At 46.2% G+C, this 14,850-nt stretch carries 22 protein-coding genes and 1 tRNA gene; 9 read left to right on the top strand and 14 right to left on the bottom strand.

Going from position 1 to position 14,850, the window contains the following annotated elements; all coding sequences use genetic code 11:
• Positions 1-79: 79 nt before the first annotated feature.
• From N186_RS03130 to N186_RS03115, 4 genes are read right to left on the bottom strand one after another with little or no spacing between them, the layout of a single operon-like run.
• The gene (locus N186_RS03130; protein ID WP_020962323.1) at positions 80-1,024 is read right to left on the bottom strand and encodes a thiamine pyrophosphate-dependent enzyme; all 945 of its coding nucleotides are present in this window, start codon (positions 1,022-1,024) and stop codon (positions 80-82) included.
• Between the two features lie 4 nt (positions 1,025-1,028).
• Positions 1,029-2,213, bottom strand: coding sequence for a transketolase C-terminal domain-containing protein (locus N186_RS03125; protein ID WP_020962322.1), 1,185 nt, complete (start codon positions 2,211-2,213; stop codon positions 1,029-1,031).
• The gene (gene porD / locus N186_RS03120; RefSeq protein WP_020962321.1) at positions 2,210-2,506 is read right to left on the bottom strand and encodes a pyruvate synthase subunit PorD; all 297 of its coding nucleotides are present in this window, start codon (positions 2,504-2,506) and stop codon (positions 2,210-2,212) included. The genes N186_RS03125 and porD overlap by 4 nt, the downstream gene beginning before the upstream one ends.
• On the bottom strand, positions 2,499-3,071 hold the full coding sequence (locus tag N186_RS03115) for a 2-oxoacid:acceptor oxidoreductase family protein (RefSeq protein WP_020962320.1): 573 nt from the start codon (positions 3,069-3,071) through the stop codon (positions 2,499-2,501). The genes porD and N186_RS03115 overlap by 8 nt, the downstream gene beginning before the upstream one ends.
• 70 nt (positions 3,072-3,141) lie before the next feature.
• Between N186_RS03115 and N186_RS03110 the strand changes: the two genes are divergently transcribed.
• Positions 3,142-4,188 carry a histone deacetylase family protein gene (locus N186_RS03110; RefSeq protein WP_020962319.1) on the top strand — a complete coding sequence of 349 codons (1,047 nt, stop codon included), beginning with the start codon at positions 3,142-3,144 and terminating at the stop codon, positions 4,186-4,188.
• Between the two features lie 40 nt (positions 4,189-4,228).
• On the opposite strand, the gene N186_RS03105 is transcribed toward N186_RS03110, so the two are convergent.
• Positions 4,229-4,474 (bottom strand): hypothetical protein, encoded by a 246-nt coding sequence (locus tag N186_RS03105; protein WP_020962318.1) that lies wholly within the window; start codon positions 4,472-4,474, stop codon positions 4,229-4,231.
• Between the two features lie 196 nt (positions 4,475-4,670).
• Here N186_RS03105 and N186_RS03100 point away from each other — a divergent pair, with 196 nt between their 5' ends.
• Positions 4,671-4,988, top strand: coding sequence for an AbrB/MazE/SpoVT family DNA-binding domain-containing protein (locus tag N186_RS03100; RefSeq protein WP_020962317.1), 318 nt, complete (start codon positions 4,671-4,673; stop codon positions 4,986-4,988).
• A gap of 21 nt (positions 4,989-5,009) precedes the next feature.
• On the opposite strand, the gene N186_RS03095 is transcribed toward N186_RS03100, so the two are convergent.
• The 3 genes from N186_RS03095 to N186_RS03085 all read right to left on the bottom strand — a co-directional run bounded on the left by N186_RS03095 (position 5,010) and on the right by N186_RS03085 (position 6,457).
• Positions 5,010-5,417, bottom strand: coding sequence for a hypothetical protein (locus N186_RS03095; RefSeq protein ID WP_020962316.1), 408 nt, complete (start codon positions 5,415-5,417; stop codon positions 5,010-5,012).
• Between the two features lie 91 nt (positions 5,418-5,508).
• Positions 5,509-6,165: a CDP-2,3-bis-(O-geranylgeranyl)-sn-glycerol synthase gene (locus N186_RS03090; RefSeq protein ID WP_020962315.1), complete on the bottom strand. Its 657-nt coding sequence runs from the start codon at positions 6,163-6,165 to the stop codon at positions 5,509-5,511.
• 49 nt (positions 6,166-6,214) lie between these two features.
• Positions 6,215-6,457 (bottom strand): hypothetical protein, encoded by a 243-nt coding sequence (locus N186_RS03085; RefSeq protein ID WP_148682012.1) that lies wholly within the window; start codon positions 6,455-6,457, stop codon positions 6,215-6,217.
• 224 nt (positions 6,458-6,681) lie between these two features.
• Here N186_RS03085 and N186_RS03080 point away from each other — a divergent pair.
• The 4 genes from N186_RS03080 to ftsY all read left to right on the top strand — a co-directional run bounded on the left by N186_RS03080 (position 6,682) and on the right by ftsY (position 8,473).
• Positions 6,682-6,784: transfer RNA gene (locus N186_RS03080), tRNA-Ala, on the top strand.
• 88 nt (positions 6,785-6,872) lie between these two features.
• Positions 6,873-7,136 carry a 50S ribosomal protein L18Ae gene (gene rpl18a, locus N186_RS03075; RefSeq protein ID WP_052887180.1) on the top strand — a complete coding sequence of 88 codons (264 nt, stop codon included), beginning with the start codon at positions 6,873-6,875 and terminating at the stop codon, positions 7,134-7,136.
• 6 nt (positions 7,137-7,142) lie between these two features.
• The gene (gene pfdA, locus N186_RS03070) at positions 7,143-7,544 is read left to right on the top strand and encodes a prefoldin subunit alpha (protein ID WP_020962312.1); all 402 of its coding nucleotides are present in this window, start codon (positions 7,143-7,145) and stop codon (positions 7,542-7,544) included.
• Positions 7,545-7,564: 20 nt separating this feature from the next.
• Complete coding sequence (gene ftsY, locus N186_RS03065; RefSeq protein WP_020962311.1) at positions 7,565-8,473, top strand: signal recognition particle-docking protein FtsY; 909 nt, start codon at positions 7,565-7,567, stop codon at positions 8,471-8,473.
• A 7-nt stretch (positions 8,474-8,480) separates the two neighbouring features.
• Here the strand turns inward: ftsY and N186_RS03060 are convergent, their stop codons facing one another.
• The 4 genes from N186_RS03060 to fen all read right to left on the bottom strand — a co-directional run bounded on the left by N186_RS03060 (position 8,481) and on the right by fen (position 13,077).
• Positions 8,481-9,380: a hypothetical protein gene (locus N186_RS03060; protein WP_148682011.1), complete on the bottom strand. Its 900-nt coding sequence runs from the start codon at positions 9,378-9,380 to the stop codon at positions 8,481-8,483.
• A gap of 66 nt (positions 9,381-9,446) precedes the next feature.
• Positions 9,447-10,445, bottom strand: a complete 999-nt coding sequence (locus tag N186_RS03055) for an MBL fold metallo-hydrolase (RefSeq protein WP_020962309.1) — start codon at positions 10,443-10,445, stop codon at positions 9,447-9,449.
• Entirely contained in the window at positions 10,429-12,030 is a 1,602-nt protein-coding gene (locus N186_RS03050; protein ID WP_020962308.1) for an ATP-dependent DNA ligase, read from the bottom strand. The genes N186_RS03055 and N186_RS03050 overlap by 17 nt, the downstream gene beginning before the upstream one ends.
• 24 nt (positions 12,031-12,054) lie before the next feature.
• Complete coding sequence (gene fen / locus N186_RS03045; RefSeq protein WP_020962307.1) at positions 12,055-13,077, bottom strand: flap endonuclease-1; 1,023 nt, start codon at positions 13,075-13,077, stop codon at positions 12,055-12,057.
• 64 nt (positions 13,078-13,141) lie between these two features.
• Between fen and N186_RS03040 the strand changes: the two genes are divergently transcribed.
• Positions 13,142-13,492 (top strand): thioredoxin family protein, encoded by a 351-nt coding sequence (locus N186_RS03040; protein ID WP_020962306.1) that lies wholly within the window; start codon positions 13,142-13,144, stop codon positions 13,490-13,492.
• Positions 13,493-13,494: 2 nt separating this feature from the next.
• Here N186_RS03040 and N186_RS03035 read toward each other — a convergent pair whose 3' ends face one another.
• Both N186_RS03035 and N186_RS03030 read right to left on the bottom strand, forming a co-directional pair.
• Positions 13,495-13,815, bottom strand: coding sequence for a translation initiation factor aIF-1A (locus N186_RS03035; protein WP_020962305.1), 321 nt, complete (start codon positions 13,813-13,815; stop codon positions 13,495-13,497).
• A gap of 83 nt (positions 13,816-13,898) precedes the next feature.
• Positions 13,899-14,276 (bottom strand): 30S ribosomal protein S6e, encoded by a 378-nt coding sequence (locus N186_RS03030; RefSeq protein WP_020962304.1) that lies wholly within the window; start codon positions 14,274-14,276, stop codon positions 13,899-13,901.
• A 111-nt stretch (positions 14,277-14,387) separates the two neighbouring features.
• On the opposite strand from N186_RS03030, the gene N186_RS09670 reads away from it, so the two are divergent.
• Positions 14,388-14,558 carry a ribbon-helix-helix domain-containing protein gene (locus N186_RS09670; RefSeq protein ID WP_020962303.1) on the top strand — a complete coding sequence of 57 codons (171 nt, stop codon included), beginning with the start codon at positions 14,388-14,390 and terminating at the stop codon, positions 14,556-14,558.
• 65 nt (positions 14,559-14,623) lie between these two features.
• Entirely contained in the window at positions 14,624-14,845 is a 222-nt protein-coding gene (locus tag N186_RS03025) for an LSm family protein (RefSeq protein WP_020962302.1), read from the top strand.
• Positions 14,846-14,850: the final 5 nt, after the last annotated feature.

Below are 14,850 nucleotides of genomic sequence, written 5' to 3'. Positions count from 1 at the left end.
ACTTCAGAAATGAATTGCCACTCTAAATAAAAAAAGATAATGTTTATCGGGTAGTTTACAGGTGTAGCCTGGGGAAGCCCTACTTCTGTTCTGCGAGCTTTAGGAGCCTGTTCCAGTTCTCCTCTATGTCCCGCTTAATCTCGTCTAGCAACCACTTGTTCTCGGGTTCAAGCAGGTGCCTAAACCTACCTTGAAGCTTAAAGTAGTCTTCCACTGGCTTAGGATCCTTCACGGGCACGGTTATCCTGATCTTGCCGTCTTCATACTCGTAGAGTGGCCAGATGCGGGTCTGCACTGCCAGTCTAGCGATCTCAATGCTTCTCGACGGGTCAAAGTACCATCCAGTTGGACAAGGAGTAAAGTAGTGTAGCACGGTTGGACCAGGGGTATTTGCGGCTTTTACAATCTTGTTGTACATGTCTATCGGGAAGGCCGGGTTCATAGTGGCCGCATACTTAATTCCATGCGCAATGGCTATTTCTATCAGGTTTTTCTTTCTCTCCATTTTTCCGGGAACAGCCTTGCCGGCTGGACTCGTGGTGGTGCTTGCACCTTTCGGCGTGGCTCCGCTCCGCTGGATACCAGTGTTCATGTATGCCTCGTTGTCATAGCAGATATAGATCAAGTCGTGTCCCCTCTCTAGTGCACCGCTAAGAGCCTGGAAACCGATATCAAATGTTCCTCCGTCGCCACCAAATACGATGATCTTCGGCTTCTTTGTTCCGTACTTCTTGGAGAGAACCCTGAAGGCAGCCTCAATCCCGCTTGCAACTGCGGCGGCGTTTTCAAATGCTACGTGCACCCAGGGCACGCCCCAGCTAGTGTATGGGAAAATAGTTGTTGCAACCTCTAGGCATCCAGTGGCGTTGACGACTACCTTGGGGTCTGGGACAGCCTTTAATGCAAACCTGACTACTTGCGGTATTCCGCAACCCGCGCATAGACGGTGTCCGGGCGCAAACTGTTCTGTGCGTGGCAGTTCTTTCAGGCTTTTAATTGGTGTTGCCTTTACGCTCACATACATCACCTCATGCCTCCCTTAATCCTACCCAAACAGGCTCTTCGGGAGCTTCACCCCTCTTTTGTACCTCCTCCATTAACTGGTACACCTGCTCCACGTGGCGTGGAGTAAAGTCTCTGCCGCCGAGACCATAGACGACGTTAACTAGAAGAGGCTTCTTTTTCGCGTTGTACAGGGATGTGGCGACATCCATGAAGAGCTGGTTTCCAGGGCTTCCAAAACTTAGGCTCCTGTCGAGGACCGCTACCACGTCGAATTTTTCAAGTATGGTTCTTAGCTCTTTTCTTGGGAATGGCCTGTACTGCGTCAGACTTATAACGGCCATGTTTTGTCCTTTTTCTTTTAGTTTCCTAGCCGCATACCTTGCGGTGCCTGCGGACGAGCCTAGAATAACTATGGCTTTGTCGGCGTCCTCGGCGTTGAAGGTCTTTATCTGGACATATCTTCTCCCGGTGAGTTTCTCATATTCGGCGAAGGCCTCCTTAATTACCTGTGGTACATTTGGATACGTGTCGTACCAGATTTTTCTGTGCTCCATGTACCAGTCGGTAAAGTCGAGTGGCCCATAGGTCTTTGGGTTATCTGGGTCTATTGGGTTTACTGGCTTCCGCGGCGGAAGGAAGCTGTCAACATCTTTGTCGTCTAGGACGTAGAGCCCCTCTGCGGCGTGCGTAAGTATGAATCCGTCTAGGTTGACTATTGTGGGTAGTAGGACGCGGTGGTCCTCGGCAATTTTGAAAGCCAACAGTGTTAGGTCGTATGCTTCCTGGACGTTTTCAGCGAATAATTGAAGCCATCCCGTGTCGCGTGCAGCATAGGCGTCGTCGTGGCTACAGTGGATATTAATGTTGGGCGAGAGCGCGCGGTTGCCCATTGCCATGACTATCGGCGCTCTTAGACCAGCGGCTATCCAGAGGATTTCCCACATTAGTGCAAGTCCCTGGCTACTCGTTGCCGTGAATACTCTTGCCCCAGCCAGTGAGGCACCGATAGCAGCCGATAGAGCACTGTGCTCACTCTCCACTGGGATAAAAGCGGCATCAAGTTCACCATTGTTCACATACTCGGCGAGTGTCTCGACAATTATTGTCTGGGGGGTTATTGGGTAAGCGGAGATCACGTCGACCTTTGCCTGTTTAGCGGCAAATGCTACAGCCCTGTCCCCATTCATTCCGACACGTTTTCCCATCATTCCTCCATCACCATTTCAATTGCGTGTACGGGGCAAACATTCGCACATATCCCACATCCCTTACAGTAGTCATAGTCTATCGATACATAGTCGTCATCAAGTCTAATGATCGCAGGCTCGGGGCAGTGGGTCCAGCAAAGCAGGCATCTTATACATTTGTCCTTGTTAAGGACGGGCTTTAACGCGCGCCAGTTACCAGTCTTATTGTATAGGCTCGTCTTGGGCTCCGAAATTATGCCTCCAATTGGCATTTCTTTCCAGGTTTTCAAGACAAATGGTGTGCTCTTACTCATATTTCTTCACCTCCTCATAAGCTCTTTTAATTGCGAGAACATTTAGCTGTGCAATTTTGCTGTCCTTGGAGAACCGCTCAGAGACGGCTGAGAGAACAGAGTCTAGATTAACAATGTTGCTTGCCTTTACTAGTGCTCCGAGCATAGGCGTATTATAGAATGGGCGCCCAAATACCTCCATTGCTATCTTGTAGGCGTCCACAATCCACAGATTTAATCCAAGGTTCTTCACATTTTCTAGAACCTTTTCGCTAGGAGTCTTCGCATTTATTACTAGTGTCCCGTTTTTCTTGAGCCCAGCAAATATGAAGGGCTCGTTCTGCATTGAGGGGTCTATCACGACAACTATGTCGGGCTCGTATATGCCGGAGTGCAGTTCTAAAGGGACGTTCCCTATCCTAGTGTAGGCTCTCACAGGAGCTCCCCGGCGTTCCGGCCCAAATTCGGGAGCATGGTAAACGTGTTTACCCTCTTTTAGGGCGGCGAGGGCGAGAAGTTCACTGCTTGTGACTACTCCTTGTCCTCCACGTCCATGCCAACGGACTTCGTAAAACTCTCTTTCCATTTCTCGTCAAGCTACTTAAAGATATGTGGGATAAAAATGTTTTTAATAAGAGGGAATATAAATCATAGGCATGGAAATATTGGTAGCCTGGCACAAAGAATATCGAGATATATCTTTTACTCCTCCCTCTTTGAAGGATAGGTGGACAGGCTCCCGGAGAGTTTTCTATGATAGATTTTTGCCGCTTCTTCAGAGCATGTTGCCTCTTAGGATTGTAGAGGTTAGACCTATTCAAGAAGATGTATTGCTTCTTGCACATGATGAGAAATATGTCTCGTTTGTCAGAGAGGTGTCTAGAATCGGTGTCGGTCTTCTCGACTATGGAGACACTCCGGCTTTCCCAGGGGTATACGAGAAAGCCTTGCTGGCGGTTTCAGGTACTTTTATGCTTGCAGATTTTCTGAGAGAAAGAGGGGGGATAGGCTTCAATCCTCAGGGAGGTTTTCATCATGCCAGGAGATCGTCTGCCGGCGGTTTCTGCGTTTTTAACGACATTGCTATCGCCGCGAGACATTTGTCGCGAAATGGAGTGCAACGAATAGCAATAGTGGATATCGACGCTCACCATGGCGATGGGACACAAGAGATACTCTATAGGGATGCAATTCTAAAAATTAGTAGCCATGGCTACGGCTATGGATTTTATCCGGGGACAGGATGGATAGATGAGCTAGGCGAGGGAGAGGGCCAATGTAGAAACATTAATCTTCCAATGCCTTTCCCAAGTGGGGACGACGTATTCAGGCTCGTTTTAGCTTTTATCGACGAAATACTTGAAAGGTATCATCCCGACTTCATTATTGTTCAGGCGGGGGGCGACGCGTATAAAGGAGACCCCCTTGTAGGCCTCAGATTGACTGATAATTCATACTACGCTTTCTCGTTGATGCTTTCGAGGTATGCATCTAAGGGAATACCTATACTTATGACTGGAGGGGGAGGCTACCAGCCCGAAGTTGTGGCAAGGCTCTGGGCCCTCATGCTGGCGTGCGTTTCAGGCAAATGCATAAAGGAACTTGGACCCATTGACCGGGAAACCGTATCAGAACCCGGAATTGTTAAGGCTATGCAGTCTAGAATAGAGCATCTTAGAAAGAAAACTGCTGAATGTCTTTAAACATCAAGGAAATATGTTCTCTATTCAACTTCAACCGGACTTAGTAAATCTCTACTTCTACACCGTACGCGGCTCCTTGTATGCTCACTATGACATCTGCGTCTTTTGCGCCAGTAAGCTTCGCTATGCCAGAGACGAGGTCGCCAAGCTTGACGAACAACGTGTTGAGTTCTTCGCCTACTCCCTCTATCGCTAGCTTAACACCTTTTCCGTCAACTTTGACGTCTATCTCGGCATCCTTAAAAAGGCTCTTTACTTTTTTCTCAATATCAGTTTTAGCTATCACATGCCCTCAAGTGGCTTTCAGACGACCCCTCTTTAAAAGTTTTTCTAGCAGATGCCACGGTTGCTATTGTGAAATGGCTTATTGTGTGTCATGAGGCAGTATCGAGACATGTACCGTTTCGTGGTTTTGAATTTTTGGGTGGCTTAATCAAAAAATTTTAATCTATGAAAATTCTTATTTTAAATGGTGATGATAAATGATTTCAAGGGGTAGAAGGGGAGCACGGGGACTCAGCATAACGACTTTGCCTTACAAGGTTAAAGTCTATTCCAACAATCAGGTATTGATCCCTGCTCAGCTTGTACGAGCCCTGGGAATTCAGACCCTTGAATATGCGGAAATAGTCCTACGCAGGGGCGATCAATCTGTAACTGTTTTTGTGAGGTTGCTTAAGACACGGTTCACAGACTCTAGACAGTTCACCATACCTAAAGAAGTTAGAGAGAAGCTGGGTATTCTCCCAGGCATGGAGGTAGAGATAGTTGAAATAAGGCGTCCAAAAGACGTTATATAGCAATGTGTGTTTCCTGGAGTCCTAAACTACTCCAAATCTCTCCTCGTGTGTGGGCGGAGAAAGAGAAGCAACGACTATCAAAGCCCCCATTATGAATGAGAATAGTTCTGAAACAGAGCTCGCCAGGAGCTGGACTAGCTGTTCTTTTTCCCCGTAGGCATAGAGGGGGCTCACGTATTTCAGCCCCTCGAGGACACCCTTTGTGTATGAGAGTGTCTTTTCATACCCCGAAATATAGTTGTCTGCCAATGAACGTACAGTAGGGTCAATTATCACCCCTAAGACCTCGTTTCTCGCTATCGTGACGAGTTTTTCTAGCACCATAAGTGCAAGGGAGATTGCCGCGTCGTAGTCTTTTCTCGAGACTGCGTCAGAGAACTCTTGTGTGTATTTTTTCATTAGCTCGCTGAGCTCAACGATGCTTGTCATAGATTCACTGTTTATCGAGAAATCTTCAAACGGTTAAATTTATCGGATATCTATAACGGGCAACACACTTCTTTGAGAAGAGAATAGCCCTTTACCATGGAACATTTTTTAGCTTTAGAAGATAAGCGGCGAAATTCGTTAAGATATGTATGAGAGGCGTTATAACCATGGCAATGAATGCGAGGCCCATGTCTAGGTCTCCGAAGAAGATAAACTGTAAAATGAAGGATCCTATTAGGAAGTCCACCTGGTCAAGTATCCACGCGGGATCCCCCGGCTTTATTCCTATTCTACGTTTTATGAAGGCGCCGACCAAATCCCCCAGCAAAGCTCCCAGCGCCAGCAAACTCCCTAGGGCTAAGTCGTGAAGACCCATGTATTGTAGTATAAGGGAGGCGAGACAGCCAGCGGCCAGTCCGCCGAGGAATCCTTCAAATGTCTTGTTCTTGCCGAATATTTCCCTACCGTCAAAGAAACGCTTGTTAAAATCTATTGGGTGTCTCTTTATGTTTTTTGACAAGAAAAATTTTCCAATGACTACGGGCGACCCGTTTGCTACGTATGCAGGTAAAATCCAGATTATAGCATTGACCACGTGTTGCAAGGTAAAGACATTCATGAGAGCTTTGGGCCCCATTGTGAAGAAGAATAAAACCAAAAGGACAAACACGTAGAAGCCATAAAACACTAGGAAGCTCGAAAGCAACGCCTTGCGAACATTGTCAATGGCAGCAAATGCACTATCCATGGCTCATCTAGAAACAGAAAAAGGATTATAATTTATCTTTTTCCACGATCTACTGGTTTGAGAAAGAGGCCTTAATGTAATTCCTAATTTCCTCGTAGCCCGAGAGAATCGTATTGTTAGTGACGAGTAATGGTGTCTTTGTAGACCCATATTCTACTAGAAGCCAGCCCCTTAACCCATTTACACTTACATCTACAATCTTTATCTTGTCGTGTGCCCCCCAAATCTTAATGTCTTCGAGGAGCTTCTTTGAGTCCTCATCACTACCAACAAACAAGACTAGGTTCTTCATAGTGTTTTCCACCCTAACTAGGGAATCTCCTCCGCTAATCAAAAAAGTGTCACTTCCTTTGTTGACCATATGAACCCCGTAATAGGTTTGTAACAAAAACATGAAATTGCTTCCGAAAATAATCCTGAAAGTTATCTCTCCTATACAAAAAACAATGACTGGAAAGAAAAGCGATGGAGCTCAGCGCAAAAACTTTTAAAAATCTCAAGTATTCTAAACAAAGGGGGCCGGTCGTCTAGTGGGAGGATGCCGCCTTTGCAAGGACCATGAAAGTTGGGGTTCCGAGAACGGCGGTGGTCCCGGGTTCGAATCCCGGCCGGTCCACCATTTTTCTGACAAATGCTTTGTGAGGAAGTTTTGGCCGCGTTGAAGCAAAAAAACTATAAATCTTGTTACATTTTTTCTGAGGGTCGTTATGGGTTCAGTGAAAACATTTGAAGTTTCGGGAACAATGCGTCTAAGGCTCGGCGAACAAAGGAAGTTTAGGATCTACGTAAGGGGGCTAAGCGAGGACGAAGCAAAAGAAAAAGTATACAGTATCTTGGGGTCGAGACACAAGCTCACTAGAAACCACATAAAGATTGCAAGTATTAGAGAGGTTCCCCTAGAAGAGGTTCAGGACGAATACGTCAGGGATCTGGCACAGGCAGACAAGATTGTCGCGTATATTTTAAGGTGAATATAATTGTCACAGATAAGTAGGGAGAGGCTGGCCGAGGAATACGGTTACCTGGCCCAAATAGCTGAAGAACTCGAGAAGGAAATAACCCTTGCACAGAGCCTAGTCGCCGAAGTTGAAGCTGCTATTTCGGCTCTTAAAAATATAAATTCTTTGGAAGATTCAAAGGAGATACTTGTCCCGGTTTCCTCAGGGATATATATCAGGGCAAATGTGAAGAAGCAAGAGAAGTTCCTAGTGGCAATAGCGCGAGACATACTTGTTGAGAAAACCTTCGAGGAGACTTTGGATTTCCTCAGCAAGAGAAAGGAAGAACTGAACCAGCTCATACAAAAAAGAGTAGACGATTTGAACAAAATCGTGTCTAGGATCAGAGAAATCGAAGGAATAATCAAGGCAACAAAATAGCCTGCCGGGAGTAGTTTCTAATGCCGAGCTTTAGCCTGAAAAATGTTTTAAAGTCGTTTGTAGAGGAGCTTGCCTATACGGAGCTTGACCCCAAGGCTGTAGAAGAGGTTTCGTCGACCTATGTATTGAAGCTTGTCGAAGAAGGAGTAGCCCTAGAAGTTGCAGAGTCTATTTTTAGGGATCTTTCCGAGCGTATTTCTGGGAAAAAAGTAGGCAGACTAGAAAACAAGAAGGAAATCATCCTTAAAGAGTTCAGGAGGCTCCTCGAAGACCTTTTCTCCCAGGCGGGGAAGATAGATATATGGCAGAGAACTGCTGAGGCTATTCGACAAAAAGGCTATTTCACAATTGTATTTCTAGGGCCAAATGGCCACGGAAAAACAACTACTGTGGCCAAGCTGGCCAATCTATACAAGGAAAAGGGCTATAGGGTTACCATAGCGGCGGCTGACACTTTTCGGGCAGGTGCCATAGAGCAGGCACAGTACTGGGCGTCCAAAATTGGTGCAGACTTTGTGTCTCTGGGATATGATGCTGACCCCGCCGCTGTTGCCTATGAGGCTGTGAAACGCGGGGAAAAGGGTTTGTCTCAGGTTGTTTTGATCGACACTGCGGGCAGGATGCATACAAAGAAGAATCTAATGGACGAGATGAGGAAAATAGTTAGAGTATCTCAGCCAGACCTAAAGATATTTGTGGGAGATGCCCTTGTAGGGAACGATGCAGTAGAGCAGGCCAAGACATTTTACAACGAGGTCGGATTCGACGGCTCTATTCTCACCAAGTTTGATGCAGATACTAAAGGAGGTGCTGCCCTGTCCATTGTATACATAACACGGAAGCCAATAATTTTTGTCGGCGTCGGGCAGGGTATAAGAGACCTAAAAGAATTCGATCCGGAATGGTACCTAGAAATGCTTCTTGACTAGCCATGCGTTAGAATGTTACCTTGCCTACTATCCGTGACATTTTCCCATTTGTATTAGGCGTTGCTATCAAGTATTCCTTTGCCTCAGGCAACGGTTTCCTAAGCTGTACTCTGATGCCGTCTCCTTCAACCTCAACTATTCCAGTAGAATAGCAGCCTTCGCTGTATATATGGTACTCATTGCCATTTTTGAGGTCGACGGACCAGGGGAGCTTTACGATCTTGCCTTCAATTTTTTCAGTCAAGTTGCCTCTTACCAGCGAATAAGTCTCTTTGAGTCTTTCGTACTCCTCGCCCTTAATAGCTAGGCCTACCCTTGTCCCATAGCCCACTTCTTCAAAGTCAACGTCTAAAACTTGTATGCTTTTTATCTCTATTTCCTTTTTTGCAGGGAGAGAGACAAACTTGTCATGTGCTCTTATGGATGTCTTGGCATATCCAAGCATCACTGTGCCGACACCCCTCACCGGGAAAACTCTGTCGATATAGATGAAGCCCGCATTTTTATCTACTGCTAAGTCTTCAAAGCGGATCTCGTGGGGGCTGTCTACGAAGAGGGCGTTCTTGACTCCGGCGCTTGACGCAAGTTTCTTAATTCTTTCGTCTCCACCTATAATTATGCTTTTCTTCTCGAGCATGCCCATCAACAGTAGGAGTTCTCCATCAAATGAATTTAGCGGCTCGTCGCCGTAAAATATGATCACATCAGAGAGAGTAGCCGTGGAAACAGCGTTGAGTATGCTGTCTGGGTAGTCTGTGGGTACAAGTAGAGAGAGGAGAAGGTCTGGGGAAAGCTTTCTATAGTAGATTTCAACCTTGTTTTTGTCCTCGAGTTTTGCAATGCTCCCCGCTATTTCACGTGCTTTTTCTGGGGATTTAGATAGCACGGTTACTATTATTCCCCTCAACCTTATCACCTTCACTATTTTTCACAACAAGGAGTTTGCTATAGCAGATGCAGAGTTAATAAGTCTTTATTTTTCCAGGAAATCAAAGAGCTTATCACATCTCGCGCGTTCTTTTTTCAGTGCCTCCAGTATCTCTCTGTAGTTGCTTGGCGGCGGGTTGTTTTCGAAGAGGAAATTTCTGTATGCCTCCAAACCCGTGTATGGGAGCCCGAGAATGTCGCTATAAGTCTTTATGCTGTTCCCAGGGATACCATAGCTTTCAAGCTTTTCTCTCCATTCGGGATCTCTTAGAAGGTGGTGGGAAATAATGATTTTGCTTTCTTGTGAGAGCTGGGCGTAAAGCCTCGAGAGGTTCCTCATCCCCCTGTCCACAGCATCCTTTGATACTTTCGACCCCGAGAGATAAGTTGGGGGACCTCCAACTATTACGATTCTGGGTTTGATTTTTGTTATCTTTTCTAGGACATCGTTGCTGTAGGGACCCTGCACGTCGGGCAAGAAGGCTAGCTCGGCTTTGTCTTGAAAATAAACGATAAAACATAGCACATAGCCTAGATTTTCTCCATGAGGGGCCAGGAAGCTTTCAATTTTAGTATCTCCAAAGCTTAGGAGAGAATCGTTTACTAGGTGTATCTCATTGGTTCTGCCTTCGATAGCTTTAAAGAACTTTCTAGCTCTCTCTTTCTGACTGGGATTTATCTTTTCAGAGGGATGTTTAGCTACGAGTATTTTTCCAGAATATATTTCTAGGTACTCGTTTCCACCTGTACATTCAAAGAGAGATGGGTAGGGCGGTGTATAATGGTCACGATGGTAGTGTGACACTGTGATTATTTCTGCTTGTCGAGCTTTTTCTAGAATCTTTTCTCGGCGCTTAGCCAGTGCTTTGAATTCTTCTGGATGCGGGGGTAAGCCATACCTTTCCGGGCCAAGAGAAACAGACGCATCGAAGAGAATCTTTAGTCCCGCTATATCTGCATAGAGCGCCATTGATCTGACTCCGAGGCTCTCGTCGGCAATAGGCTCTATACTTATCTTTGCCAATGCTCTATCCCTCCTCCTCATCCAGTTCTTTATTCTGCATTTTCTGGAGATATCTTCTTCTAAGCTCGCCTAGCGTTGTGGCTTCATCGGGGCTTTTGTCAAAGCGTATCCTTCTGATACGTGCAAAACGCAACGCAAAGCCTGAGGGGTATCGCTTGCTTCTCTGTATCTCGCTATAGTCGACCTCCACAACTATTTCAGGCTTCACATATACAGTGTAGCCTTCCTCTCTGGTCTTCAGCTGTAAAAGTTTCTTTGTCATTTCTTCGAACTCCGCGTCGCTGAGCCCCTTGAATGTTTTTCCTACAGATAGAAACTTTCCACTTTCCTCATCTAGAACGCCTAGATGATAGTTGCTGAGCCATCCACTTCTTCTGCCGTGCCCCCATTCTGCCGCGATGATGACGCAGTCAATCGTATCATAAGACTTAAGTTTAAGCCAGTCGCTCCCCCTTATTCCAGGCTTGTAAAATGAAGATGCACGCTTCGACATTACGCCTTCATGGTTTTCGCTCAGCGCCTCCTTATAGAAATTCTCGGCCTCCTCCTTCTCGTATACGATCTTCATCTTGGCAAGTAGCTCGTCGCTTGTAACTATTTCCTGCAAGATGCTCCTTCTCGAACTATAGGTTTCCTTAACCAGCGTCCTGCCATTGATATATATCACGTCGAAAAGATGGAGCTGGAACGGAAGCTCGCGGAAAAACTTTTCGCGTTCTCTTTTCCGTCTCACCCTCTTCAGCAGATCCTGAAAAGCTACAGGTTTGCCGTCGACAACAGCTAGGGCCTCGCCGTCAAGAATAGCTTTCTCCGCCTTAACGTTTCCTAGGACTTTTTCTACAACATCCGGCACAAACTCGGTAATCCTGTTCAGCCGCCTAGAAAAAACCTCAACCCTTCCTGAGTCTATGTGTATCTGCAAGCGTATACCGTCATACTTGTACTCTAAGTATAGTGGAGCCCCATGCTCCTGGAAAAGCTCTTCCACACTGTATGCCATATCTGCAAGCATGGGCTTGACTGGATGGAAAAGATTCAGCTCTGCTCTTCCAAGCATTGAAGGCTTTTCTCGGGCCATTAATAGCACGTCACCCACATCGCTTAGAACCATGTATGCGTGCAGTACGTCGCTTATTGGCACATTTGCAATCTTTGAGGCCGCCTCGAGCAGGAGGCCCTTGCTTGCACCTATCCGGACCTCGCCGAACAGTACACGTAGCAGAAAGTCTATTTCTCTTTGCTCCATCCTAGAAAGGAGAGACTGCAAAAGCTTGATCTTCTTGTTTTTGCTACCCTCTCCAGTAGCGCCAGCTATCCTCTCAAGTGTACGATAAACCTCAGTAATTGTTAAAGGCTGTACAGCTATCGGCAGGATAGATGCATGCCTCACCACACTATATGCCTGTTTAAGCGAAGAATACCCCACGCCGAGCTCCTTCGTGTCATATTCTGGGAAAACCTCGCCGGCCAGGAACCTTGCCGCGATGGGCACTTCTTCTGGGGACAGCTTTTCAAGAAACTCTGCTAGTAGGCGTATCTTTTCTTTTCTACTAGCTACCTGTGTAACCCTGTCTGCTACTTCTACTAGGTCCCTAAAGAATGCCACATGATAATAGACTCTGCAACACCATTATAAAAAATAATCTAGAGTCCTAGTTCGCCTCTGGAACGCCTCTCTTAACCTTTTAAGATATGTTTCTACTTTTTCATGTGAAAAGTCGTTTTCGTCTACGAGAAACTTTCTAAGCCCCTCCTCGTCGAGCTCTCCAAAGATTATATCATAGCTCGTGGTTATAGGAGGATTCAAGAAGAGTTCACGTATTTCCTTATAGTTGTTTGGGAGCATTTTCTTCAGATTTAGCGGCAAGCCTTCGAGGGATCCATACTTTTTTATCAGGTAGAGTGCACGTTTAGGTCCTACCCCGGGAATCCCGTCATTGTAATCCGTGCCGACAAGGATAGCTAAATCAACTAGTTGCTGATGCGTGATGCCAAGCATATTCAGCGTCTCCTCGAGCTCGACTATTTCTGGCATAAGTTTTCGAGCCATCATCTTAGAAGGTAGCCATTCGAACCCTGTAAGCGTAACGTACCGGACAAGTCTGGGTGAACCGTACAAGAGAGAGTCCCAATCCATGGAGCCCACAGCCCACGCTTGCTCACTTTTCACCAGGAAGGCAGCCTGCGCCTCGGCGTCATGGGGAGCCTGTATAATTGGGAAGCCCATAAGTCTCAAAAGCTTCTTTGAGCTTTCAACTATCCATTCGTCTATCGAGGCTGAGACTACTGCCTTAGAGAAAGCTTTTTCTAGGTCGCCTTTCCTCAAAAGCTCAAGATATTCTTGTCTAGCCTTTTCGCGCAGGGTTTTCCTTCTTTCCAGCTCTTTTCTCTTTAATGGGTGGGGTGGCCCATCGAATACGAAGATAAAGAGCATGTTGTACTCGTATACAAGCCTAGAATACCGGGACACTAGTCCAACCAAGTGAGAGGTAACTTGTCCTCTACTGTTTGTTAGGGGTCTCCCATACTTGTCTCGCACGAGGGCCAGGAACTGGTAAATAGAGTTGAAAGCGTCTATGGCCAGTATTCTTCCCTGAAGCTTGTCCAATTCAACATGTTTAGGGCTTATCAGAGGAGTTAGATATGTACCCATCTTTCTGTTCTATTTAATGCCTTGCGCTAAATAAATTAAGTGCCTGGGACACCTTGGATAAGGTATGTCTGAGGCATGCAACCAGCTAGTAGACGTGACTGGCGACGTCTTGATACAGCTCTTGCAAAACATGAGAGTAGTTGTTATAGACTTTTATGCAGATTGGTGTGTCCCATGCAAAGCTGTTGACGAGATACTTAGACAGGTTAGCAAGTTGTTCGCGAAATATGGATCTGTATGCTTTGTCAGGGTAAATGTTGACGTAGAGAAGGAGATTGCCGAGAAGTTTGAGGTTCTAGGTCTCCCGACAGTAGTTGTGATAAAGAAAGGAACGGAAGTCAAGAGGTATTCGGGCGTGCCGAGAGACCTCGCTTCCGACTTGGCCCACACAGTTAAAAACTGTCTCAGAGAGTAGGGCTATCCGAGAAGGTCCTTCAGCTCCTTCAAAAGCCCCTTCTTCTCTAATTTTTGTAGCTCGTTAGAGGTATACCTATAAATTATGTCGCCACGCTCTGGCTGAAAATCCCACGGAGCGACAAGTACAACGTCGCCGACCTTCATCCACATGCGTTTTTTGAATTTTCCAGGTATCCTGCATAGCCTGATCTTACCGTCACTGCAATAGACACGTGCCCTATCAAATCCTAATAGTTGCTGGATTATACAGAGAAGTGTCGTTTGGTTGTCGGGAAGCGGAAATTCTTCTGTTTTTTCTGTCTCATCAGGTGTTTTACTCATATATTTAAGGCTAGGTAGACCGCACTTATAAAACTATTTACAACAATTGCGGTTTGAAGAAAGCCGGCTTAAACTACAACAATCTAGCTTGAGGCTTTTGCTTGTTCCTCGTAGACGATTACAGCGTTTATCTGTACAATGTCTTCCGATATTGTATTTCCACGGACAAATCTCCTTCTGCGTTCACCCTTTTCTTTGGGCCAGTAGCCTGGAGGGCCAGAGAGCAGGAAGTACCCTTTCCTGGCGCCCTGGATATCGGGCCTCATTGGCTCTCCAGCTCTTCCAGATCCACCGGTGATGCGGAGCTTGATTCCGGGCTTTCCTACGAGCGCGCCGTCTATTATGTCTCCAATCTTGTGTCCAATCAGCCTCAGGGCTTGTTCACCGCTTACCTCGACTTGTTCTGCTTTTCCAGTCTTTGGGTCGGATATTACGATTTTGAACGAGGTTTTAGCTGACACGTGAACACCTCTCAACATAGACAAAAACGGACTTTTTAAACTTTAGCTTTGCATGAGCATAGACCCCGTCCTTGTGGCAAATATTTAATAGAGCGCTACATCATATATAAGATGATGAGCAAGGAAGGCGACCTGGTAAAGGTTAATTTTCGCCTGAGCGTTGAGGACTATAATAGGGCGCTTGAACTCGTTAAAAGGGGAGAATACTCCTCTATGAGTGAACTCGTCAGACACGCAGTCACGCTACTAATAAATGAGTACAAAAACTCTCAGCGTCCCTGAGTGTAACTTGTGCTAAGAAAAACTTTATAAAGTTCCTAGGGGGCTGTTAGTGAGGCGAGTATCAGATGGAAGAGGGGACAATCTCGATCCTAGCAGAATCTTTGGGCAAAAACGTGCTTGTAAGGCTAAAGGGTGGAAGAGAGATACGTGGGCTCCTAAAAAGCTATGACTACCACTTGAACCTTGTTCTAGAAAATGCCGAAGAAATAAAGAACGCCAAGACCAGGCAGCTAGGCACCATAATTGTTAGGGGGGATAACGTGATCCTGGTTTCCCCAGTCCCGTGAGGGGT

Source organism: Thermofilum adornatum (genome assembly GCF_000446015.1).
Lineage (GTDB): Archaea > Thermoproteota > Thermoprotei > Thermofilales > Thermofilaceae > Thermofilum > Thermofilum adornatum.
This window is presented reverse-complemented; position numbering and strand designations above follow the sequence as displayed.

What these genes read in the sequence shown, in the direction of transcription:
- N186_RS03125 (WP_020962322.1), bottom strand. Translation starts at nt 2,213, where the DNA reads ATGATGGGAAAACGTGTCGGAATGAATGGGGACAGGGCTGTAGCATTT.
- fen (WP_020962307.1), bottom strand. Translation starts at nt 13,077, where the DNA reads ATGGGTACATATCTAACTCCTCTGATAAGCCCTAAACATGTTGAATTG.
- N186_RS03025 (WP_020962302.1), top strand. Translation starts at nt 14,624, where the DNA reads ATGGAAGAGGGGACAATCTCGATCCTAGCAGAATCTTTGGGCAAAAAC.
- rpl18a (WP_052887180.1), top strand. Translation starts at nt 6,873, where the DNA reads ATGGGTTCAGTGAAAACATTTGAAGTTTCGGGAACAATGCGTCTAAGG.
- N186_RS03055 (WP_020962309.1), bottom strand. Translation starts at nt 10,445, where the DNA reads ATGAGGAGGAGGGATAGAGCATTGGCAAAGATAAGTATAGAGCCTATT.
- N186_RS03035 (WP_020962305.1), bottom strand. Translation starts at nt 13,815, where the DNA reads ATGAGTAAAACACCTGATGAGACAGAAAAAACAGAAGAATTTCCGCTT.
- N186_RS03115 (WP_020962320.1), bottom strand. Translation starts at nt 3,071, where the DNA reads ATGGAAAGAGAGTTTTACGAAGTCCGTTGGCATGGACGTGGAGGACAA.
- N186_RS03090 (WP_020962315.1), bottom strand. Translation starts at nt 6,165, where the DNA reads ATGGATAGTGCATTTGCTGCCATTGACAATGTTCGCAAGGCGTTGCTT.
- N186_RS03100 (WP_020962317.1), top strand. Translation starts at nt 4,671, where the DNA reads ATGATTTCAAGGGGTAGAAGGGGAGCACGGGGACTCAGCATAACGACT.
- N186_RS03130 (WP_020962323.1), bottom strand. Translation starts at nt 1,024, where the DNA reads ATGTATGTGAGCGTAAAGGCAACACCAATTAAAAGCCTGAAAGAACTG.
- N186_RS03085 (WP_148682012.1), bottom strand. Translation starts at nt 6,457, where the DNA reads ATGAAGAACCTAGTCTTGTTTGTTGGTAGTGATGAGGACTCAAAGAAG.
- N186_RS03095 (WP_020962316.1), bottom strand. Translation starts at nt 5,417, where the DNA reads ATGACAAGCATCGTTGAGCTCAGCGAGCTAATGAAAAAATACACACAA.
- ftsY (WP_020962311.1), top strand. Translation starts at nt 7,565, where the DNA reads ATGCCGAGCTTTAGCCTGAAAAATGTTTTAAAGTCGTTTGTAGAGGAG.
- N186_RS03040 (WP_020962306.1), top strand. Translation starts at nt 13,142, where the DNA reads ATGTCTGAGGCATGCAACCAGCTAGTAGACGTGACTGGCGACGTCTTG.
- N186_RS03110 (WP_020962319.1), top strand. Translation starts at nt 3,142, where the DNA reads ATGGAAATATTGGTAGCCTGGCACAAAGAATATCGAGATATATCTTTT.
- N186_RS09670 (WP_020962303.1), top strand. Translation starts at nt 14,388, where the DNA reads ATGATGAGCAAGGAAGGCGACCTGGTAAAGGTTAATTTTCGCCTGAGC.
- porD (WP_020962321.1), bottom strand. Translation starts at nt 2,506, where the DNA reads ATGAGTAAGAGCACACCATTTGTCTTGAAAACCTGGAAAGAAATGCCA.